The organism is Pseudomonas marginalis (assembly GCF_024169655.1).
Lineage (GTDB): Bacteria > Pseudomonadota > Gammaproteobacteria > Pseudomonadales > Pseudomonadaceae > Aquipseudomonas > Aquipseudomonas paraveronii.
This window is the reverse complement of the sequence record NZ_JALJWV010000001.1, coordinates 2,062,308-2,084,428: the sequence shown is the minus strand read 5'-3', so window position 1 is coordinate 2,084,428 and position 22,121 is coordinate 2,062,308. Positions and strand designations below refer to the sequence as shown.

The window sequence follows — 22,121 nt, the reverse complement described above, 5'->3', positions numbered from 1 at the left end:
CGTGGCTTGCCCGCGATTGCGTCATGTCAGCCAAAGACAAAACATCAGATTTACGCATTTAACTTAAAAACTTAATGCCTGTTTTTTATAATTAACTTATAACTAATCGGACTTTTACAGCGCCGTATTATACAAATATTGTTACAACCATCACCGACCCCTGACCAGGTGGAGGCCCACGGAACTGCAGTTTTTCCGGCCGACACCACTCCACGGTCAACTGCCACACCCAAAAACCTGAAAACGGCTCAAGCCCCCGCCGCCATGGCTTTCGAATCATGGCCCCGGCAACGCTTTGCCAAAAAAAACACAACAACGCCAACGCTGCATCTACACACCTGGGGTTCACCATGTATAACACCTTCACTGCAAACCGTTTGACGCTGGCCGTGTCGCTGGCGACGTTCGGGTTGTCGGCCCACGCCGAAGAAAACACCATGGATGGTGCCCTCCCCGTTGTCACAGTCACCGCCGAACACCACAGCGAAGACCTGCAAAAAACCCCGCTGGCGATTTCTGCGTTCGACGAAAAAGCCCTGGAAGACAAGCAGATCAAAAGCATCCGCGACCTCTCCGGGCAAGTGCCTAACCTGACCCTCAGCCGTCAGTCGATCTCCTACAGCGCCCAGACCTACGGGATTCGTGGCATCGGCGAAACCGACCCGATCCAGGAATCCGCCGTCGCGGTGTACGCCGATGACCTGTACATCCCGCGGGCGATTTCCTCGATGCTCGACTTCAACGACGTCGAGCGCGTCGAAGTGTTGCGCGGCCCGCAAGGCACGCTGTATGGACGCAACAGCAGCGCCGGCGCGATCCGCGTGATCACCCGCGATCCGAACCAGGAAACCCGGGGTTTCTTCGAGCTCGGCGCCGGCAACTACAACGCGCAGAACGGCCGATTGCTGATCAGTGGCCCGCTGGTGGACAACGCGTTGTTCGGCAGTTTTTCGGCGATTCGCCTGACCCGTGACGGCACCGTCTCCAACCCGACCCGCGGTGAGGATGTGAACAACGTCGACATCCAGTCCTACCGCGGCAAGTTGCGCTTCAACCCGATCGATTCGCCGTGGGATGTGCAACTGACCCTGGCCGGCACCTTCGACCGTGGCGACACCACCAGCTACACGCCGTTTGATGCCGACGGCCACTTCGACAAATTCAAAAGTTACAGCAGCCTCGATCCGAAGAACCGACTCGACCAAGGCAGCTCGGTGCTGCGGGCGATCTACACCCTCGACGATCATCTGAGTTTCAAATCGGTGACCGCCTATTCCGCCTTCAACCAGCCTGTGGACTATGACAACTCCGGGCAGGCCGCCCTCATTCAGAACAGCCTGATCACCTACAAGCAGGACTATGCCACCCAGGAGTTCCAGCTCAACGGCGACTACGACGATTTCAGTTTCAGCACTGGCCTATACCTGTACCGGGAAAAATTCGACGCCGAGCGCGACAGCCTGACCTACTCGATTGCGCGCAACCGGGTGATCGGCCAGGGGCAATACAGCACAACCAATACCGAAAGTTATGCGTTGTATGGCCAGGGCAGTTACAAAGTCACGCAGCAACTGTCGCTGATCGCCGGCCTACGGTTCACCCGCGAACACAAGAACTTCGATTACACCAACTACGTGGTCAACACCGACCGGCAGATCACCGGTACCAATTTCAGCGCCGATTCAAGCAAATCCTGGCAATCCACCAGCCCGAAACTCGGCTTCGAATACGCCTGGAGACCGCACCTCAACCAGTACGCCTACGTCGCCAAAGGCTTCAAGGCCGGCGGCTACGACAATCGCGCGCCGACCCAGGCCGCTGCCGAACAGGCGTTTTCGCCCGAGGACGTGACGACCTGGGAAACCGGCTTCAAGGGTGACTTCTTCGACCAGCGCCTGCGAGCCAACGTCGCACTGTTCTACAACGACTACAAAGACCTGCAGACCAATGCCTACGACCCGGCGCTGGGTGTCAGCCTGCGGACCAACGTCGGCCAGGCACACACCTATGGCGTAGAACTGGAAACCCTGACTGCGCTGACCCGCGATCTGCAACTGACCGCCAATGTCGGCTACCTGGAAAGCCAGTACGACGACTTCGAGAATGCCAGCGGCGCTGGGGTCGATGCCAACGGCAAACAGTTGGTGTTCTCGCCGCGCTGGAACGCCAGCGTCGGCCTGAACTACACCATCCCGGCCGGACTGCCCGGTACCTGGCTGGCGGGCACCGATGCGCAGTTCCAGACCAAGTCCTACGCCAACGCGCTCAACGACGACGTCCAGGAAATCCCTCAGCAGACCTTCTGGAACGCCAACACCCGTTACCTCTCCGGCGACGGTCACTGGACCACCACGCTGGCCGTGAAAAACCTGCTCGATCGCGCTTACCCGCAGTCGGTCGGCTACGTGCCCTCCAGCGGCGCCCGCTTCTACTCCATCAACGACCCGCGAACCCTGTTGTTGTCCGTGCGCTACGACCTCTGACCCCCCTAACGACGCCCCCCCTACGCCGGATTCGATATCGCTTAATGCCAAGGAGCACCACGATGGCTGTTACCCGTAGAGAACTGATTTCCCGCATTGCCGCCGTCGGTGGCTATTCCGCCGCTGTCAGCGCCCTCGGTGCATTGGGGCTCACGCCTCAGGCCGTGGCGGCAACATTCAATCCGCTGCAACTGGGCAGCAGTGGCAAAGGCAAGCACGTGGTGGTGGTCGGTGCCGGTATATCCGGGCTGGTCAGCGCCTACGAGCTGCGCAAGGCTGGCTTCACCGTGACCATTCTCGAAGCGCGCGAGCGAGTGGGTGGACGCAACTGGACTCTGCGGCGCGGCACCAAAGTCGATTTCGACGATGGCGTCAGCCAGACCGTCGACTTCGACGACGGGCAGTTTTTCAACGCCGGTCCTGCACGTATTCCCAGCCATCACCAGACGATCCTCGGCTACTGCCGCGAACTGGGTGTCGAGCTGCAAGTGCTGGTCAACAGCAGCCGCAATGCGCTGGCCTTGCCCGATCCGACCAAACCGGCGTTCCAGTTACGCCAGGCGGTCAACGACACCCGCGGCCAACTGTCTGAACTGCTGGCGCGCACCGTCAGCCGCAAGGCCCTGGACCAGGACTTGAGCGTTGATGATCGCAAGGCGCTGCTCAATTTTCTCAAGGTCTATGGCGATCTTAACGCCGACTTCAAATACAAAGGCTCGGTGCGCTCGGGGTACACCCGTATCCCCGGTGCCGGCGATCAAACCGGCATCACCCGTGCACCGCTGGAGCTACAGACCCTGCTCAATCCCAAGCTCTGGGGCGCGTTGGTGTTCGATGAGATCCCGGAGTTTTCCTCAACCATGTTCCAACCGGTTGGCGGCATGGACCGGATTCCCTACGCGTTCTACGACAAGCTCAAGGACGCGGTGCGTTTCAACGCCGAGGTCAGCGACATTCAGACCTCCGAAAACGGCAGCCGCATCACCTACCGGGACCGCAAGACCGGCACCACCCAGACGCTGAGCGCCGATTACGCCATCGTCACGGTCCCCTTGCCGTTGCTGGCCAAGCTGCCGAGTAACTTCAGCCAGCCGTTCAAGCAAGCGATTCTCAGCGCGCAAAGCGATCAGGCGAACAAAGTCGCCTGGCAGTCGCCGCGTTTCTGGGAAACCGACTTCAACATCTACGGCGGATTGTCGTACCTGGATCATGAAGTCAAAGGTTTGTGGTACCCCAGCGACCGGTTGAACAGTGCCCAGGGGATTCTGGTCGCGGCCTACAACACCAGCCAATCAGCCCAGGCCTTCAGCAAGAAATCCCTCGCCGAACAGTTCGCCTCCTCGCGGCAAGCCGTGGAACTGCTGCACCCCGGACACAGCACCAAGCTGCAAAAACCGGTGGCGATCAACTGGGCCAAGGTGCCCTTCAGCAAAGGCCCGTGGATCGTCAACGACGAGGTCGGCGAGAGCGCTTACCAGATCCTCAACGAGCCTCAGGGCCGCACGTATCTGGCCAGCGACGCCCTCGCCCATGGCGGCGTCGGCATCTGGCAGAACAGCGCCGCCGACTCGGCGCGACGCATCGCTTCCCTGATCGGCCGCCATGCCGAACGCCAGCAAGCGGGCGTTGCCGCCTGACTTTTTTTCAATAAAGGACTGACCGATGAAAACCATGACTTTGCTCACAGGACTCCTCATGACCGCCACCGCCCTCACCAGCCACGCCGACGAGATCAAGCGCATCGCCCTGCCCAATTCGAGTTTCCCGATTTCGCTGGCGGTGTCGGTTCCGGCACAGACCGACCTGCTGTTTGTCAGCGGCCTGCTCGCCGACCTGCACGACCCGAAAGCGCCGAAGGATTCCTTCGCTGCCTATGGCGACACCGCGACGCAGACCACCTCGATTCTCAACAAGCTCAAAGGCGTGCTGCAAAGCCAAGGCCTGGACCTGGGTGATGTGGTGCAACTTCGGGTGTTTCTGGTGGGCGATCCGGCCAAGGGCGGCAAGCTCGATTTCGCCGGGTTGCAGGAAGGCTATACGCCGTTCTTCGGCAGCGCCGCGCAACCGAACAAACCAGCACGCACCGCCGTGCAGGTAGTCGCCCTGCCGCTACCGGGCGGCTTGGTCGAAATCGAAGCCGTCGCCGCTCGCAAGAAGTGACACGGACCTTAGCCGACATTCAGGAGCCTCACTCTCATGCTCACCTGCCAAACGCGCCTTGCCGCGCCTGCCTACCGCCCGTTATTGCTGCCCCTGTCGATTGCCTGTGGCTTGGCCTCGTTCAATATCGAGGCCGCCGAAAGCAACTCACCGACTCTCGACACGGTAGTCGTCACGGGTAACCGTGGCACCGTCCAACGCACCGTCACCACCAGCCCGATTCCGATCGACGTGGTGACCGGCGAACAATTGCGTTCGGTCGGAAAACCGAGCCTGTTGGAGGCGCTGAGCAAGTTCATCCCGTCCTTCAACCTGCCCGACCGCGCCGGTTGGGACGCCAGCGGCGTAGTGCGCTCGGCCACCCTGCGGGGGCTGACAGCGTCCCATGTGTTGGTGCTGGTCAACGGCAAGCGCCGGCATACCAGCGCCACGTTGAACATCAACGGCATCAACAGCGGCGCGGCACCCAGCGACCTCGACCTGATCCCGGTGGCGTCCATCGATCACATCGAGGTGCTGCGCGATGGCGCAGCGGCACAGTACGGCTCGGATGCCATTTCCGGGGTGATCAACATCATCCTCAAGCAAACCACCGGCGGCAGTTCCGACACCACCCTCGGCCAAGGCTATGACGGCAAACGCGGGACCGCGCAGGAGGCGCTCAATTATGGTTTTCAGATCGGCGAAGCCGGTGTACTCAATGTCTCGCTCGACACCCGCTATCAGGAACGCGACAACAAGGCCGGCAGCAACGGCTATAGCACGCATTACTATCCGCAGGCCGACGGCTCGCCCGACCCGCGTGAGGCCAACGCTAGCCACCACACTTACAAGGGTTACGGACTGCCCCGCAGTCAACTGGCCGATGTCGCCTACAACCTCGACCTGCCGTTGAACGATGCCGTCACGCTCTACTCGTTCTCGACCTTGGCCACCCGGGAGAACAACGACGGCCAGAATTTCCGCCTGCCCAACGGGCGCAACACCATCACCACCGGCCCCAATGGCTATCCCGACGGTTACAGTCCTTACTGGCTGATCAACGAAACCGACTTCCAGTCCGCTTTCGGTGCCAAGGGCGAGGATTTCAGCGGCTGGGCCTGGGACCTGAGCAGCACCTACGGGCGTAACTACGCCAAGCAACGCACCTACAACAACCAGAACCCGTCGCTGGGCGAAAACACCCCGAACAAGTTCACCTCCGGCATTTACATCGCGGACCAACTGACCAGTAATCTGGATCTTAAAAACAGCTACGAAATCGGCCTGGCCAAGCCGCTGGATGTCGCCTTCGGCTTCGAGCACCGACGTGAAAGCTACGAGACCCGCGCCGGCTCCGAAGCCTCGTATATCGATGGCGGTTACGTGTTCCCCGCCAGCCATCCGCGCGCCGGGCAGCGTCCCGATCCGGGCGCCCAGGTCACCAACGGCATTAGTCCTGAAGACGCACAGAAAGTCAGCCGCAACAGCGTCGCCAGCTACATCGACCTGGGCTTCTACCCCGTCGAACAGTGGTACCTCGGCGTCGCCGCACGGTACGAGCATTACAACGAAGGCGTCGGTGGCACCCGCAGCGGCAAACTCAGCACCCGCTACGAATTCAACCCGGTGTTTTCGGTGCGCGGCACCATCAGTAATGGCTTTCGCGCGCCGTCGCTGGCCAATCAGATTTTCACCGCGCGCTCGACCGGGTTCGACACCATCAATGGTGTCTACCAGTCTTACAACTACGTGATTCTGCCGGTGGATTCGGCCGGCGCCCAGGCTCTTGGGGCCGAGTCGTTGAAACCCGAACGCTCGACCAACTTCAGTCTCGGTTTCGCTCTGACTCCCAGCGAAAACCTGAGCCTGACCGTGGACGGCTACGTCATCAACCTGCGCGACCGTCTGGTGCTCAGCGAACGTTTCCAGGGCCCGGGCGTCGCCGCCCTGCTCGACAGCATTGGTGTGCCGGCCACCGCTGGCGCGCAGTACTTCACCAACGGCGCCAACACCCGGACGTCCGGGGTCGATGTGGTCGGCAATTACCGGCAGAACCTGAACCAGTTCGGCTCGGTGAGATGGACTGCGGCACTGAACTACAACCACACGAAAATCCTCAGCGTCAACGACACACCGTCACAACTGACCGCCCTGGGCGACTTCCAGCTGCTCGGACGCCAATCGCGAGCATTGATTACCAAAACCTCGCCCAGCAGCAAGATGATCTTCTCCGCTGACTGGGCGATCAGCGACTTCGACGTCAACCTGCGGCTGACCCGTTATGGCACCTACACCGAGGTCAACAGCTCGAGCGATCCAAGCCTGGACCGCGAGTATTCGGCCAAATGGATCACCGACCTGGACGTGGCCTATGCGCTCAACAAACAACTGACCGTCGCCGTCGGCGCGCAGAACCTGTTCGACAAGTACCCGGACCATATCGGCGTAAGCAACTCTTCATTCGGCGATAACTGGGGCAGTTTTTCACCCTTCGGCTTCACCGGCGGTTACTACTACACCCGCGTGCAATACGCGTTCTGACTCCTCGGGCGCGTAGAGCAAGAACAAAAGATCGCAGGGTATTTCGAAGCGCGGCCATTCATTCTGAGCGGTGCCGCCTCCGGCAAGGATGGCGCCTGAGGCTTAGGTTTCCATATAGCCTGATACAAGGCTCTTATTCCATTACAGAAGTACAAATTACTTTTATAGTGCGTTTCAATCTATGCGTTTGAGTTGATACAGATACGCCTCTTCAATTTTTTCAGGAGCCATGATGTCCGATCCAAAACCTCTGTTGTTTGCACTCTACGAACAAGCCAGTGTGGGCTGTGGAGGTGCGCCGAGCCTCTGGACGCATCCGGCTGACGAACGCCTGGCAATCAACTCGTTGGGCTACTGGTCGAACCTGGCGCGCATTGCCGACCAGGCCAACCTCGACATGCTGTTCTTCGGCGACGTGCTGGGTTTCTACGACGTCTTTGGTGGCAATGCCGATGCCGCAATGAAATGGGCTGTGGAAGCTCCGGCCAACGATCCATTGATGATCATTCCCGCCCTGGCCGCGGTCACCGAAAACCTTGCGTTCGGCGTCACGGTCACCACCAGCTATGAACACCCCTTCTCCCACGCTCGGCGCTTCAGCACCCTGGACCACCTCACCAACGGGCGGGTGGGCTGGAACATCGTGACCTCTTACCTGTCCAGCGCCGCGCGTAACTTCGGCCTTGAACAGATGATCAAACACGATGACCGCTACGAACGCGCCGAAGAATTTCTCGATGTGGTGTACAAGCTGTGGGAAGGCAGTTGGGCCGACGATGCGGTAGTCGCGGACAAAGCTCATCAGCTGTATGCCCGGGGTGATCGGGTACGGCCGATTAACCACGTGGGCGAGCACTATCGAGTCGCCGGTCCGCACCTCACCTCACCGTCGCCGCAGCGCACACCGCTACTGATCCAGGCCGGCTGGTCGGGTCGCGGTCGCGAGTTCGCCGCCAAGCATGCCGAGCTGATCTTCATTGCCAAGTCCAACCCTCAGGAAATCCGTCAGGGCCTGGAGGACATATGGACCAAGGCCCAGGCTCTCGGTCGCCAGCGAGAGGATGTGAAGTCCCTGACTGTATTGCGCATCGTCACCGCCAAAACCGAAATTGAAGCGCAGCGCAAATATGACGCGTTGCAAAGCAACTACCATCTTCAAGCGCAACTGGTCAGTTATGCGGGCGACACGGGCATCGATATCAGTCGCTATGCCGACAGCGATGCATTGTCGACCCACACCGAAGGGCTGACGTCCTATGTCATGCACCCCGATGGCAGTGGTAAGCCGTTGACCGCTGGGGATGTGAAGCAACGTTTTGCCAAAGTCACCCGCGGCAGCGACCTGATCCTGGTGGGTACCCCACAACAGGTAGCCGACCGGATCGAAGAACACGCACGCATTTCCGGCACCAGCGGCTACATGATCAATCCGTTGATCAGCCCTGGCACACTCGAAGATTTCGTGGAGTTGATCATTCCCGAATTACAAAAGCGCGGCCTCTACAGGACCCAGCCGCAAAGCGGTACCTTCAGGTCCAGGTTAAGGGCAGATGGCCGCAGCCATTTACCCGACTCGGCTTATGGCGCTTCATTCCGTTTCGGCAAGGCGCTTTAGCCCGAAGGCGACTGCTCAAGCGTTATCAAGCAGTCGCCGACCGTTCGAGGAAAACGTCGCGGGGGATCAGCGTTTACAGCGTAAGAAACAGCGCCAAGGTCCAGACTCGGGATTGATCGCGCTGCCGGGCGCAGATGAACAATGGATGCTCACGGCCTGGCTGCAGATTCAACCGGGTTCGATCGCAGTCGCGGCGGAGCAGGCTGGATACGGCAGCGACGTCGCGCTCAGCCGCGCGTTCAAAGCCGCTACAGGTGTGTCACCTGGACAATGGCGGCGAGAGCGCCAGACTTCCGGCAGGAACGAGCCTCGGCAAGGAAAATTGGCAGCAATGGGCTTAACCCGGATTTAAGTTTGATTGCCCGCCCACGCCCCTTTCGCGAGGTTCGCGACAAAATAGCATTGCGATTGTTCGAGCTACTGATAGGAAGGATCGGACTGCGCGCAGTCGGCTGGGACTCGCTGGAGATCAAGCCATGTCGTGTTCTATCGCATGGCAAACGACGACGTGATTGAGGTCGTCAGACTCCTTCATGACGCCATGGAGGTGCAGCTGCACCTGCCCAACTACTGATCACCGACCTGGCCCAACGGTTTAACTGGCCATGAACAGCGAAGGTAAGGCGCCCCCCTCTACATCTCAACCTGAGCGCCCTCGCTGCCAGCCGACTCGGCGGCCAATTGAAGCGCGAGGTTCCGGGTCCGACCGGACTATCGAGACCCACCACCAGAAACACGATGCTCAACTTTGCGTACCACTTTCAATGCTGAACAACCGCTTCTTAGGCGTTTGCCGCGGCCAGGCGCCTGGCATTACGCTCCAGCTGCCGAAGGACACGCGGATTGGCGCCCCTGACGACCAGTGCCCTCGGGGCATCACGCAGAGCACGAGCATCTCCTGAGCTAATTTCAGGGTAGGTACCGAGAGAAATACGGGGTTGCTTATCCGCCCAGGAAAAGCGGAAGTGCCAGCACTTTGCACCTTTCGTACTAACGAAGAGGGCGAGGCCGTTGTAGTCAGGGAGGGTGTAGTCCTTGGCACGGGGTTTGGCGTTTCGGACTCGGGTATCGGTGAGAGTCGGGGCCGAAGCCTCGCTTTTCAACGCCGAACGTAAATGTCACGCACACAAAAACGCCACTCTACTGAGTGGCGTTTTTGTGAATGCTTGGAGCGGGAAACGAGACTCGAACTCGCGACCCCGACCTTGGCAAGGTCGTGCTCTACCAACTGAGCTATTCCCGCGTCTTGGTGATGCGCATTCTATAGAATCCTCAGCACCCGTCAACCCCTTGATTCAAAAAAGTTTTATTTTTTTTCAACGGTGGTCCGCAGGTGAGGCCAGGCAGCGCGTAAATACTGGAGCATGGACCACAGCGTCAGGCCGGCGGCGACAAGTAGCAAGGCGTAGCCCAGCAAGACCCAGAAGGAGAAGTCCGACGGGTTGGCCAGCAGGATCACCAGCGCGAGCATTTGCGCGGCGGTTTTCCATTTGCCCATGTTCGACACGGCGACGTGGGCGCGAGCGCCGATTTCGGCCATCCATTCACGCAGGGCCGAAACGACGATCTCGCGGCCGATGATCACCGCAGCCGGCAGGGTCAGCCACAGGTTGCCGTGTTCCTGCACCAGCAACACGAGGGCGACGGCCACCATCAGTTTGTCAGCCACCGGGTCGAGGAACGCACCGAACGGCGTGCTCTGTTCCAGGCGGCGGGCCAGGTAGCCGTCAAGCCAGTCGGTGGCGGCAGCAACGGCGAACACCGAACTGGAGGCCATGTAGCTCCATTCGTAAGGCAAATAGAACAACAAAATGAAAATCGGGATAAGCAGGACGCGTAGAACGGTGATCAGATTAGGGATATTCATCGGCACAACTGGCTGCGAGGTGAGAAGGCATTCTACTCGCTGTGCAGATTTGCATAAATCAACTCAGCGAGCTTTTTACTGATACCGGGTGCTTTGGCTATTTCGTCAATGCTGGCACGGGAGAGCTCTTGCAAGCCACCAAAATGTTTAAGCAGGTCGCGTCGGCGTGTCGGACCTACCCCGGCCACGCCTTCCAGGGTTGAGGTTCGCCGGGTTTTGCCGCGACGGGCGCGATGGCCGGTAATGGCAAAACGGTGGGCTTCATCACGGATCTGTTGGATCAGGTGCAGCGCAGGCGAGTCGCCCTTCAAAGTGAACTCATGGGCGGCATCATTCAAGTACAACGTCTCGAAGCCGGCCTTGCGCGTGGCGCCCTTGGCCACGCCGAGCAGGATCAGGTCGGGCACCGCCAGTTCGTTGAGCACGTCGCGGGCCATGGACAGCTGGCCCTTGCCGCCGTCCACCAGCAGGATATCGGGCAGCTTGCCCTCCCCGTCCTTCAATTTGCTGAAGCGGCGGGTCAAGGCCTGGTGCATGGCGGCGTAGTCGTCGCCGGCGGTGACGCCTTCGATGTTGTAGCGCCGGTAGTCGGATTTGATCGGTCCCTCCGGCCCGAACACCACGCAGGACGCCACGGTGGCCTCGCCGCTGGAGTGACTGATGTCGTAGCACTCCAGGCGCTGGGGCGGCTCGTCCAGGTTGAGGACTTCGGCCAGTGCCTCGAAGCGCGCAGCCACGTGCTGTCGATTCGCCAGGCGCGCGCTCAGGGCCTGCTCGGCGTTGGTCACGGCCAACTGCTGCCAGCGTGCACGCGTGCCGCGCACGCGGTGGCTGATGTCCAGTTCACGGCCACGCAACGCGTGGATGGCCTCGATCAACGTCGGGAAGTCTTCATGCACGACGTTGACGATCAGTTCCGAGGGCAAATCGCGCTCGGGGCTGCTGACGTAATACTGGCCCAGGAACGCAGCCATGACTTCAGCAACCTCCTCGTCAATACCGGTCTGCGGGAAGAAGTTCTTGCTGCCGAGCACCCGACCGCCACGCACGCTGATCAGGTGAACACAGGCGCCACCCGGGTTGACGAACGCGGCGATCACATCGACGTCGCCGGTTCCGCCTTCCATGCTTTGCTGGTCCTGCACACGGCGCAGCAGGGAGATCTGGTCGCGCAACTCGGCGGCTCGTTCGAAATCCAGGGTGCTCGCGGCTTGCTCCATGGCGCCGGAGAGTTCGTCGGTGAGGGCATTGCTGCGCCCTTCGAGAAACATCACCGAATGGCGCACATCCTCGGCGTACTCCGCCGGCTCAACCAGGCCGACACAGGGCGCCTTACAACGCTTGATCTGATATTGCAGGCACGGCCGGGTGCGGTTCTTGTAGAAACTGTCTTCGCACTGACGCACGAAAAAGGTCTTTTGCAGCAGGCTCAGGCTTTCGCGAATCGCACCGGCGCTTGGGTAAGGTCCAAAGTATTTGCCCTTCTGCTTCTTCGCGCCCCGATGAATACTCAGGCGCGGGAAGTTGCCGTCAGATAAAAACACGTAGGGGTAGGATTTATCGTCACGCAGCAGGATGTTGTAGGGCGGCCGCCATTCCTTGATCAGCGTCTGCTCAAGCAGCAGCGCCTCGGTTTCGTTGGCGGTGATGGTGGTTTCGACCTGGGCGATACGCGCCACCAGGGCGGCGGTTTTCGGCGTGAGGCCGGTCTTGCGAAAGTAACTTGCCAGGCGGCTTTTCAGGTTCTTGGCTTTGCCCACATACAGCAGGCGCGCCTCGCTGTCGAACATGCGGTACACGCCGGGGCGGCCGCTGCAGGTCGAGAGAAAGGCACTCGGATCAAACGGTGTGGTCATGTCAGGCGCTGGCGTCCACCATGCCGTGGCGCACTGCGAGCAGGGTCAATTCAACATCACTGCTGATGGCGAGCTTCTCGAAAATGCGATAGCGGTAGGTGTTGACGGTCTTGGGTGACAGACACAGCTTGTCGGAGATGACTTGCACCTTCTGGCAGCCGACAATCATCAAGGCGATCTGGATTTCCCGCTCGGACAGCACATCAAACGGCGAGTCGCTGGTGGGCTGGAAGGATTTGATCGCCAACTGCTGAGCGATCTGCGGGCTGATGTAGCGCTGGCCGGCAAATACCAGGCGAATGGCTTGTACCATCTCCGCCAGGCCTGCGCCCTTGGTCAGGTAACCCGCTGCACCCGCCTGCAGCAGGCGTGTAGGAAACGGGTCTTCTTCGCACACGGTAACCACCACGACTTTGATGTCCGGATGGCTGCGCAACAATTTGGTAGTGGCACCAAGACCGCCGATCCCAGGCATCTTGACGTCCATCAACACCACATCGGGTTTCAACTCCCGGGCCTTGATCAGGGACTCCTCCCCCGATTCAGCCTGGCCGACTACTTGCAGGCCATCGATGTCAGCCAGCATTCGTGTAATGCCTGTACGAACGAGATCATGGTCATCGACTACTAGCACCCTAATCAAGCAGACACCTCGCGATATGGTCTTATAGGTTGCTGAACACCTTAGCAAAAAACCAAGGCGCAGACCTAGTTGCAAGTGTCATATATATAGCGTTTGAGCGCGAAGAGCGTGCCCGCCGAACGACGAGCAGCGCTGTTTTCTGGGCGAAAGGTCAGGAATTGCGGGCTATAGCTTGAATTTGCCGTTCACTTTCATGGTTGCCGAATGCTCGGCCAAGGTTGAGGTCAACCGGCTGATTGCATCCTGGTCCTCTTTGAACATCGACCGGTAGTCGCCCAGCACTTTTTCTTCGATATGACTCAGATTATCCATTTGAGCCGGTGTGGGTGCTCCCGTTAATACGTAAAGGAGATCCACCCCTCTTTCGGCCACACGCGATAAATAATCGGCTTTCGGGGCACGCCCACCGTTTTCATATTTCCCTTGTGCGTTCGCTTCTACGCCTCCAATTTCACCAAACACTTTTTGCGACAAGCCAAGCCGCTCTCTTTCTTGCCGTAAACGCGAACCGATTCCACTCATTTGGATGTATGATCCTAAATTGGCACCCTTCAAGAGGTGATATGTTCATCCCTTGATTAAACAAACTTGAACGGTTTTGAACTATGCCCGGAATTCGTACTGCTGCACAAGCCAAGGCTTGGCTTGAACATCAAGGTAAGTCAGTTCAAGCGTTCGCCCGGGAACACGGTGTCGACCCGGCAACCACTTATCAGGTGCTCGCTGGGCGCAAGAAAGGACGGCGTGGAGAGGCCCATAAGGTAGCGGTCCTTCTGGGCATGAAAGAAGGCGTCATTCTTGCCGAGAATGAGCCCCTGAGGCAGGAACAGGAAATAATGTCCTAAACGCAGTATGCGCTTATTAAACAGCTGTGCCTGTTTTGCGCAGATGAGTCACTTATTGGTCCACAGGTTTGGGCCGACAGTCGCGCTCCATGCGCCAGAAGCACGCTTCCTCACCCGCAACCTGCAAACCCTTGCGCTGATAAAGCCTTTTTGCCGGATTGGTTTTAAATACGGTCAACCGTAAAAGACCGCGGCCTTGACCGCATGCCTTGAGCGCCATTTGCTCCAGTACCCAGTTGCCTGCTCCGCGCCCACGCAAAGGTTCGAGAATATGCAACTCGCGAATATACAGCGCCTGGCTATCGCGGCTCAGGCTGATAAAGCCCATCACGGTGTCGTCGCTGCAGATCAGCCAATTCTCGCGCCCTGCCCAGGCGACATCGAAACCATCGTTGGACCACAGCAAACCGTATTGCGCGTAGTAGCCACGCATGGCTTCGTAGGTCAGCGTCCGGGCAAATGAGCGATCCTGTTCAGTCGCCGCGCGCAAGTGAAACGTCATGTCATCGAACCTCTTCAGCACACAGCACTACTGATCGGCCGGTCCAGCGCCCGCTGTCGCGATGAGCAATCACCAGTGCATCGCCCACACCCGGCGCGGCGGCAAGCACATGCCCATCGGCAGCCCAGATAGCACTGCGCCCCGCGCACGCCCAGCCGCCCGATGGGCCACCGTGATTGGCCATCAACACCACCAGGCCATGCTCGGCGGCATAGCCCTGAAGCAGCGCACTGTCCGTTGCGTAGCCGCCTTCGCTGATCAGCACGCCGGCGGCGTATACCGTGGCGCCCGCTTGTGCGGCCTGACGTGGATGGCTGGCGTGGGAGAAGTCTGCGCAGACCGCCAGCGCAATTCGCTCATCCCCCCACTCGAGTGCAACACCGCCCTGCCCCGCGACAAACGCCACCTCTTCGCCGGGATGCAGATGCTGCTTGGTGTATACCGCAAGCGAACCGTCTGCCCCCAGCACCAGTGCGGCGATCAACACGCCCGCCCCTGGCGCCAAGCGGATCGGCATGCCCACCACGGCGGTCAAGCGCAGCTCCCGCGCCATCTCGCGCAGCGGTGTTAAAAGTGCGTCCGAGGGGGCTATCGCCAATTCACCCGCCAAGGACGGCTCATAGCCGGTCAACGACAACTCCGCAAACACCAGCAGTTGCACGCCATGCTCAGCCGCTGCGCGCATGAACGCCAGGTGCCGTTGGATATTGGCCGGCACGTCGCCCGCGATGGAAATGGATTGAGCAACCGCAAGGGTCAAGGCAGTCATGGTCGCGTCCCAGCAATCATTATCGAGTGGCGACCAGCATATCGGCACTCACCCCATAGCCGTAAGTACCTCGACACAATAGAAATTACTGATTGAATCCACCCGTGCGCCTCTAGTAAGCTCCCACCATCATTTGGAGAAACACCATGTTGCAACTCACCCACACTCAGGTTTGTCCTGCTGCCAGCGCCTCGCGCTCGGTGTCGGCTACCCGTGTGAACGGTTTGAGTGCACGAGTCAGCTTTTATTTTGGGTATTGGTTTAGCCACTGGCGCGCCTGATACCTGAAATCGGCGCCCACTGTTCAAGGGGTCGCCTACCAGAGAAATCTAACCCCCGGTCGGCTCCCCGATCGGGGGTTTTGCTTTTTCAGCCCTGAACACTTTGTTTGATCAAGAACATTTAAAGGAATCACGACATGAACTACGCCACCTATTACCGCTACGACACCAGCACCGCATGGCGATTTAGCAAGCTCCGCTCGGGACAGCCTGCCGCCTCCGATCGGTCACCTATCGGTGGCAAGCCAGCACACGTAGCCACTACGGCCAATTGTCGAACACCCCAGTAGGGCAGAGCGCGCGGGAATCGCCCGCCGCTTGCCCAGGAAGCCTTGAAGATGAACTCCTCCGTCGCCGCTCTGCCCGTTTCTGCCCTGACCAGCGCCAATGAAGCACTGACCCTGCGCTTGCCCAGCGCCCTTGAGCTCAAGCACCAGTTGCCACTCAGCCCATTCCTCAATGAACAAATCCACGCCCATCGCCAAGCCGTGCGCGCCATCCTCAATGGCGAAGATTCACGTTTGCTGGTGATCGTTGGCCCGTGTTCGATCCACGACCCGGAATCGGCCATGGAGTACGCACGCAACCTGAAGAATCTGGCGTTGGAAGTCAGCGACCAGATGCTGCTGGTAATCCGCGCCTACGTCGAAAAACCGCGTACCACCATCGGCTGGAAAGGTCTGGCCTACGACCCGCACCTGGATGGCAGCGATGACATGGCGGCTGGCCTGCGCCTGTCCCGCGAACTGATGCGCGAAATGCTGCGCCTGGGCCTGCCGGTCGCCACCGAGTTGCTGCAACCCATGGCCGCCGGTTACTTCGACGACCTGCTCAGTTGGGTCGCCATCGGTGCGCGCACCACCGAGTCGCAGATCCACCGCGAAATGGCCAGCGGCCTGGGCATGCCCGTCGGCTTCAAGAACGGCACCGACGGCGGTGTCGCCATTGCCTGCGATGCGATGCGCTCGGCGTCCCACCCGCACCGGCACTTCGGCCTCGACAGCCAGGGCCACCCGGCGGTCATCCAGACCCCGGGCAACCCCGACACGCACCTGGTGCTGCGCGGCGGTCACCGTGGGCCGAACTACGATGCGCAGAGCGTGGCCCAGGTGAAACAAGACCTGGCCAAGTCCAAGGTAGCCGCGCGGATCATGGTCGATTGCAGCCACGCCAACAGCGGCAAAGACCCACTGCGTCAGCCGGCAGTGTTCAATGAAGTGCTGGAACAACGCCTGCAGGGCGACACTTCGCTGATCGGCATGATGCTCGAAAGTCACGTGTTCGAAGGCTGCCAGCCATTAGGCCCGGCGATGAAATACGGTGTGTCGGTGACCGACGGTTGCCTGGGCTGGGACAGCACCGAGCAGTTGTTGCGCAGTGCAGCCGAGCGCTTGCGCGAACACACCATCGGCTGAGCAATGGACGCTGGCTTGCCCGCAACGCGCGGACAAGCCAGGCGGCCGCAACGATCAGCCGTCTGGCCATTCGTGACTTGCGGTAAAGAGTCCTTTTCGGATTGGACGGTTTTTCCGAAGGAACGACGGGCGGATACTCGACGCTATTGTTCACCCCCCTCAGGAGTTACTGATGTCTATCCCCACGCACAACGTCCCGGCCTTCGGCCTCGGCACCTTCCGCCTGCAAGGCCAGGTGGTGATCGACTCCGTGAGCAACGGCCTGGAACTGGGCTACCGCGTCATCGACACCGCACAGATCTACGACAATGAAGCCGACGTCGGCCAAGCGATCGCCGCCAGCGGTGTGCCGCGTGACGAGCTGTTTATCACCAGCAAGATCTGGATCGCCAATTTCGCCGAAGGCCAACTGATACCAAGCCTCAGGGAAAGCCTGCGCAAGCTCAGGACCGACTACCTGGACCTGACTCTGATCCACTGGCCATCGCCGGAAGACCAGGTGCCCGTCGCCGTATTCATGGACCAGTTGTTGGAAGCCAAGCGCCTGGGCCTGACCCGTCAGATCGGCGTTTCCAACTTCACTGTCGATCTGATGCAGCAGGCGATTGCTGCGGTAGGCGCGGACAACATCGCCACCAACCAGATCGAGCTGCACCCCTACCTGCAAAACCAGAAGGTGGTGGATTTCGTCACCGACCATGGCATCCAGATCACCTCGTACATGACCCTGGCCTACGGCGAGGTGCTGAAAGACCCGGTAATTCAACAGATCGCCGAACGCCATCAAGCCACCCCGGCGCAAGTGGCTCTGGCCTGGGCCATGCAATTGGGCTACGCGGTAATCCCATCGTCCACCCGACGCGCCAACCTGGAAAGCAACCTCAAGGCCCTGCATCTGACCTTGAGCGCTGCCGACATGGCGCAAATTGCCGGGCTGGAACGGGGCCAGCGCCTGACCAGCCCCCAAGGTATCGCGCCGAAGTGGGACTAAACCCCAGCCACCGGCATGCGCGATAACTCCCGCAGCCATGGCAATACCCGCAGGCCAGTAGTGGCCTCGGGTGGGTCGATGATGTCCATGAAGTGTTCAAGATTGACGTTATCCGGTACCCCGGGCAAACGGACCAGTACCTGCGGTGTCGAGCCTACGGGTACGTCCAAGTCCAGGTGATCATAGACCAGCACGTGGCGCACCTGGGCCTGCGGCCCACCGGTATGGGCCACCAACCCTGCATTGACGATCAGCACGTCAAAGGGTTCAGCCGGAATCGCCGTGAGGATCTGAACCTCCTCAAAAGTTTGCACCGGCACAATCCGGTGATACCCCAAACGGTTGAGCATTTTTTCGATATACAGCCGTTGCAGGTGCTGTTCATCGGCAATCAGGATGGTCAGTGCTTTGTTCGGCATGGCAAACCCCTGGCAGGCAGTGCTCGTTGAGTGAGAGCGGCCCATTTTCCAGACATATCCCGCAGACAAAATCAGGCATGTTCCCCCTTCGTGTAGGAGTTGTCCCAAATTCACCGAATGACATCTCCCTGCGTCAAGGCTGATTGCAATAAACGCTCAGGCTGTGATGCAAATCATTGATCGCCTGGTCGACGCCCTCAACCGCCCCACCCAGCGCCTGGAGGTCGTGCCGTTCACACACGGCCTCCAAGGTTTCGCAACAGGTGATCAGCACGTGCGCCTTGACCATCCGCGCACCGCCTTTGGCGCGGTGTGCCAGATCATGCAACTTGGCGAAGTCGGCCTGGCGTCGCAACGACGGCAATAGCCTGTGATCGGCTTCCAGACTGTCGAGCAGCGGCATCAACAATTCGTTGAGCGCGGCGCGATCGTCCCCTGTCAGGATGATCAGCGTCCCCAGATCAAACGCCGGTTCGGCTTGCGGCTCGCATGGGCTTGCCATGCGCGGGACCAGGGCCGATCGCAAATCTTCGAGCCCGGTGGGCTTGAACAGGCACCCGTCCATGCCTGCCTGGCGGCAGCGCTCGGCTTCTTCGGGTTGGGCATTGGCGGTAAACCCTAGCAGCAGACACGGCACCAGGCCTCGCTCGCGCTCTTGTGTACGAATATCCCGGGCCAATGTGTAACCGTCCTTCAGGGGCATATTGCAGTCGGTTATCACCCCATCGAAGTGCCCGGCCTGCCACAACGCCAGCCCCTGAACACCGTCCTCCGCCGTGGTGATGCGATGCCCCAGGAAGCTCAATTGCCGGGCCAGCAGCAAACGGTTGGCCAGGTAGTCATCCACTACCAGGATACTCAACGCGCGCGTCGGCGGGCCGTGCGGGACAGGCGCCGAAGCCGGCGCCGGCATCGCGGCCGCCAGGGTCAGCGCCACGCTCACGTCCACTCGGGTGCCCTGCCCCAGCACACTGCTCAGGTGCAACTGACCACCCATCATCTCGCATAAACTGCGGCTGATCACCAGCCCCAGTCCTGAACCGCTGCGTGCCGACTGTTCAGCGTTGCTGCCCTGGATAAACGGGTTGAACAGCCGCTGCTGATCCTGAGCACTGATTCCCATACCCGTGTCTTGCACCCACAACCTGAGCAGCAGTCGATCCTCCGAAACGTCCCCCTGGGCGCCCAGTTGCACCTGGCCTTTGCTGGTGAACTTGATGGCATTGCTGAGCAGGTTCGAGACCACCTGCTTGAAGCGCAGCGGATCGATCAGCACCGGGCGATCAAGCGCCGGATCGAGTGTCACGCGCAGCGCCAACCCCTTGGCTCGCGCGAGTCCTTCAAATACCCGCACCACCGAAGCCAGCAACTCATGCAGGTTGGCCGGCTCCTGGGCCAGGGACAGATGCCCGGATTCGATCCGTGCGATATCCAGAATATCGCCGATCAATTCCAGCATGCCCCGCGATGCCACCGACGCCACCTCCAGCGCATCGCGATCCGCCCGACCTTGCTCGGCGCTTTTGAGCGCCAACTCGATCATGCCGATCACCGCGTTCATCGGTGTCCGGATCTCGTGGCTCATAGTGGCCAGGAACGTCGTCTTGGCGCGGTTGGCGGCGTCGGCATCGTCCTTGGCTTCCTGCAACTGGCCCAGCAAGCGGTGGCGCTCACTCACATCCACCCAGCCGGCAATCATGCCCACGACCTTCTCGTCGCCGTCGCGGTACGGCAGCATCCAATGGTAAATCGTGAGGACTTCGCCGCCCGGCACCCTGAGGATCCGGTCATGAATCTGCGGCTCGCCCCGCGCCATCAACTTCAGGTAGTCGTCATGGTACGACTGGGCTTGCGGCGGGTTACCAGTGTCGGTTTCCACCACGGTCTTGCCGATCACGTCTTCGAGCTTGAAACCGAATACGTCGAGGTAGGCATTGTTGCAGGCCATCAACCGCCCCTGGCGATCGCGCACGTAAATCGGGTGAGGCGTGCCGTCGATCAACACGCTCATAAAGCGCATCTGATCGCTCAACGCGCGCTCGGCCTGGGCGCGCTTGCGAATCAGGCTGCGCAGGTAAAAGGCCCAGCACAGGGTAATCAACAACAGCACCGCAGCGAGACTGAAGCCCTGGATGATTGCGTTGCGATGGCGCAGCCAGTAGCTGTCTTCAATGATGATCTCGCTGCGCCAGTGATTGGTCAGCTCATCCAGCTCTTCAGGCGTGATACTCAACAACGCCTTGTCGAGGATCGAATACAACTCCAACTGGCTACGGTTGACGCCAAACGTGATCCGCGCCGGCTCCGTGCCGACGGTGCTGGTCATACGCAAGCGGTCACGGTAGTGACGCGCGATCATATAGCGCGCACTGATGAGCGAAATCACGGTCGCATCGGCCCCACCATTGGCCACCAGTTCCATGGCCGCCTCAGGGTTCGCGCTGTCGACAAACTCGATGCTGGGATAATCCCGCGCGATTTGCTCACCCAGGCTGTTGCTGCGAATGAACGCCAGGCGTTTTCCGGGCAAGTCTTCCAGGGTCACCAGCCGCTCGTCTTCGGCGCGAACCACCAACACATACGGGTTGGACAGGTAAGGCCGGGTGAAGCGCAGCTTCTCGGTTCGCTCGACGCTGGGGGTAATCACCGCCAACATGTCCGCCTGGCCAGCGTTGACCTCGTCAATTTGTCGAGGCAGCGAACTGCCCTTCACCACATCGAACTTCAGGCCCGTGCGCAAGCTGATCCGCGACAGCACCTCGGAGCTCAACCCTTCGAATTGCCCTCGCTCATTGAAAAACGACAACGGCACGAACTTGTCGAGCACCGCCACTTTCACACGCGGGTGTTTCTCCAGCCAGCGCTGCTCACTGTCACTCAGGCGCAGCCGTTCCGCTTCCATGTAACCGCTGCCGCCAGCACTCCAGCGGCGCAGAATATCCATCTGCTGGTTGACCGGCACGGTGGCCAACGCGGTGTTGACGATGTTGCGCAGGCGAACATTATCCTTGGTGAACGCGAACCCGAAAGGGTTGACCTCCAGGCCGGAAAAATCTGCCACGCGCACATTATTGAGGTGGTTCTTGTTGATCAGGTACCGGGTGCTGATGGCATCCCCCAGGTAGACATCGGCCCGACCGAACGCCACCGCACCGATGGCTTCGAAGGTCGAGGCAAATAGCTGCAACTGCGCGTGGGGGTAGAACTGCTGCACGGCATCGGGCTGCATGTAGTGATACAGCATGGCCACACGCTTACCGGCCAAGTCTGCGCTCAGGGCCTGGGTGTCGCCGATACGGGTGACCAGGGTGGGTTGATCGTTGGCGTATGAACGCGACAGCACCAACTGCGGGTCCGCGGCTTCATAGCCGTTGGCCGAGCCAACGAAATCCACCGCGCCTTGCTTGAGCGCTTCAATCACTTCATCGCGGGTTTGGTAGCGCCGCACTTCGACGGTGACATTCAACGCCTGCGCCACCAGCGCCGCATAATCGGCGGTAATGCCTTCAAGCTCGTCGTTGTTGTTGCTCAGGTCGAATGGCGCATAATCCGGCGCCGACACCCCCATCACCAACGTGCGCCGCTCACGTAGCCAGCGCCAGTCGGTTTCATCCAGCATCAGGCTGGCGTTTTCGAGCTGAGAGTGCCCCAACAAGCGCAGTGCGTGTGACTCATCGACGGCCACTGCGATCATGGGCAACAGGCCCATCAACAAGATCGCGGCGAACCGCTTAAACGCAGTGGCGGTCATT

At 60.0% G+C, this 22,121-nt stretch carries 18 protein-coding genes, 1 tRNA gene and 1 pseudogene; 10 read left to right on the top strand and 10 right to left on the bottom strand.

Annotated elements, in window-relative coordinates; genetic code table 11:
* The first annotated feature begins 350 nt into the window (after positions 1–350).
* The 7 genes and pseudogenes from J2Y83_RS09505 to J2Y83_RS29820 all read left to right on the top strand — a co-directional run.
* Positions 351–2,483: a TonB-dependent receptor gene (locus J2Y83_RS09505; protein WP_253394703.1), complete on the top strand. Its 2,133-nt coding sequence runs from the start codon at positions 351–353 to the stop codon at positions 2,481–2,483.
* Between the two features lie 62 nt (positions 2,484–2,545).
* Positions 2,546–4,120: a flavin monoamine oxidase family protein gene (locus tag J2Y83_RS09500; protein WP_253394702.1), complete on the top strand. Its 1,575-nt coding sequence runs from the start codon at positions 2,546–2,548 to the stop codon at positions 4,118–4,120.
* A 25-nt stretch (positions 4,121–4,145) separates the two neighbouring features.
* Positions 4,146–4,643: a RidA family protein gene (locus tag J2Y83_RS09495; RefSeq protein ID WP_253394701.1), complete on the top strand. Its 498-nt coding sequence runs from the start codon at positions 4,146–4,148 to the stop codon at positions 4,641–4,643.
* Positions 4,644–4,679: 36 nt separating this feature from the next.
* Positions 4,680–7,166 carry a TonB-dependent receptor plug domain-containing protein gene (locus tag J2Y83_RS09490; protein WP_253394700.1) on the top strand — a complete coding sequence of 829 codons (2,487 nt, stop codon included), beginning with the start codon at positions 4,680–4,682 and terminating at the stop codon, positions 7,164–7,166.
* Between the two features lie 232 nt (positions 7,167–7,398).
* A complete protein-coding gene (locus J2Y83_RS09485) occupies positions 7,399–8,781 on the top strand; it encodes an LLM class flavin-dependent oxidoreductase (protein WP_253394699.1) in 1,383 nt (460 codons plus the stop codon).
* Positions 8,782–8,926: 145 nt separating this feature from the next.
* Entirely contained in the window at positions 8,927–9,133 is a 207-nt protein-coding gene (locus tag J2Y83_RS29825; RefSeq protein WP_373423801.1) for a helix-turn-helix domain-containing protein, read from the top strand.
* Between the two features lie 123 nt (positions 9,134–9,256).
* Positions 9,257–9,355, top strand: a pseudogene (locus J2Y83_RS29820) (type II toxin-antitoxin system RelE/ParE family toxin); the annotation flags it as partial.
* 208 nt (positions 9,356–9,563) lie between these two features.
* Here J2Y83_RS29820 and J2Y83_RS09475 read toward each other — a convergent pair.
* From J2Y83_RS09475 to J2Y83_RS09450, 6 genes are all read right to left on the bottom strand, one after another.
* The gene (locus tag J2Y83_RS09475) at positions 9,564–9,884 is read right to left on the bottom strand and encodes an Arm DNA-binding domain-containing protein (RefSeq protein ID WP_094989695.1); all 321 of its coding nucleotides are present in this window, start codon (positions 9,882–9,884) and stop codon (positions 9,564–9,566) included.
* A gap of 64 nt (positions 9,885–9,948) precedes the next feature.
* Positions 9,949–10,024: transfer RNA gene (locus tag J2Y83_RS09470), tRNA-Gly, on the bottom strand.
* Positions 10,025–10,087: 63 nt separating this feature from the next.
* A complete protein-coding gene (pgsA, locus tag J2Y83_RS09465) occupies positions 10,088–10,648 on the bottom strand; it encodes a CDP-diacylglycerol--glycerol-3-phosphate 3-phosphatidyltransferase (RefSeq protein WP_247406081.1) in 561 nt (186 codons plus the stop codon).
* A 32-nt stretch (positions 10,649–10,680) separates the two neighbouring features.
* Complete coding sequence (gene uvrC, locus J2Y83_RS09460; RefSeq protein WP_253394697.1) at positions 10,681–12,504, bottom strand: excinuclease ABC subunit UvrC; 1,824 nt, start codon at positions 12,502–12,504, stop codon at positions 10,681–10,683.
* 1 nt (position 12,505) lies between these two features.
* The gene (gacA, locus tag J2Y83_RS09455; protein ID WP_247407148.1) at positions 12,506–13,147 is read right to left on the bottom strand and encodes a response regulator transcription factor GacA; all 642 of its coding nucleotides are present in this window, start codon (positions 13,145–13,147) and stop codon (positions 12,506–12,508) included.
* Positions 13,148–13,312: 165 nt separating this feature from the next.
* Entirely contained in the window at positions 13,313–13,669 is a 357-nt protein-coding gene (locus tag J2Y83_RS09450; RefSeq protein WP_253394696.1) for a helix-turn-helix domain-containing protein, read from the bottom strand.
* 83 nt (positions 13,670–13,752) lie between these two features.
* Between J2Y83_RS09450 and J2Y83_RS09445 the strand changes: the two genes are divergently transcribed.
* Positions 13,753–13,992: a DNA-binding protein gene (locus J2Y83_RS09445; protein WP_253394695.1), complete on the top strand. Its 240-nt coding sequence runs from the start codon at positions 13,753–13,755 to the stop codon at positions 13,990–13,992.
* 52 nt (positions 13,993–14,044) lie between these two features.
* Here J2Y83_RS09445 and J2Y83_RS09440 read toward each other — a convergent pair whose 3' ends face one another.
* Together J2Y83_RS09440 and J2Y83_RS09435 are read right to left on the bottom strand one after the other, a co-directional pair.
* A complete protein-coding gene (locus tag J2Y83_RS09440; RefSeq protein ID WP_253394694.1) occupies positions 14,045–14,494 on the bottom strand; it encodes a GNAT family N-acetyltransferase in 450 nt (149 codons plus the stop codon).
* A 1-nt stretch (position 14,495) separates the two neighbouring features.
* Positions 14,496–15,263 carry a carbon-nitrogen hydrolase family protein gene (locus tag J2Y83_RS09435; RefSeq protein WP_253394693.1) on the bottom strand — a complete coding sequence of 256 codons (768 nt, stop codon included), beginning with the start codon at positions 15,261–15,263 and terminating at the stop codon, positions 14,496–14,498.
* A gap of 619 nt (positions 15,264–15,882) precedes the next feature.
* Here J2Y83_RS09435 and J2Y83_RS09430 point away from each other — a divergent pair.
* Complete coding sequence (locus J2Y83_RS09430; protein WP_253394692.1) at positions 15,883–16,959, top strand: 3-deoxy-7-phosphoheptulonate synthase; 1,077 nt, start codon at positions 15,883–15,885, stop codon at positions 16,957–16,959.
* Between the two features lie 172 nt (positions 16,960–17,131).
* Entirely contained in the window at positions 17,132–17,950 is an 819-nt protein-coding gene (dkgB, locus tag J2Y83_RS09425) for a 2,5-didehydrogluconate reductase DkgB (protein ID WP_253394691.1), read from the top strand.
* Here the strand turns inward: dkgB and J2Y83_RS09420 are convergent.
* Entirely contained in the window at positions 17,947–18,369 is a 423-nt protein-coding gene (locus J2Y83_RS09420; RefSeq protein WP_253394690.1) for a chemotaxis protein CheY, read from the bottom strand. The genes dkgB and J2Y83_RS09420 overlap by 4 nt on opposite strands.
* A 133-nt stretch (positions 18,370–18,502) precedes the next feature.
* Positions 18,503–22,120: a transporter substrate-binding domain-containing protein gene (locus J2Y83_RS09415; RefSeq protein ID WP_253394689.1), complete on the bottom strand. Its 3,618-nt coding sequence runs from the start codon at positions 22,118–22,120 to the stop codon at positions 18,503–18,505.
* Position 22,121: the final 1 nt, after the last annotated feature.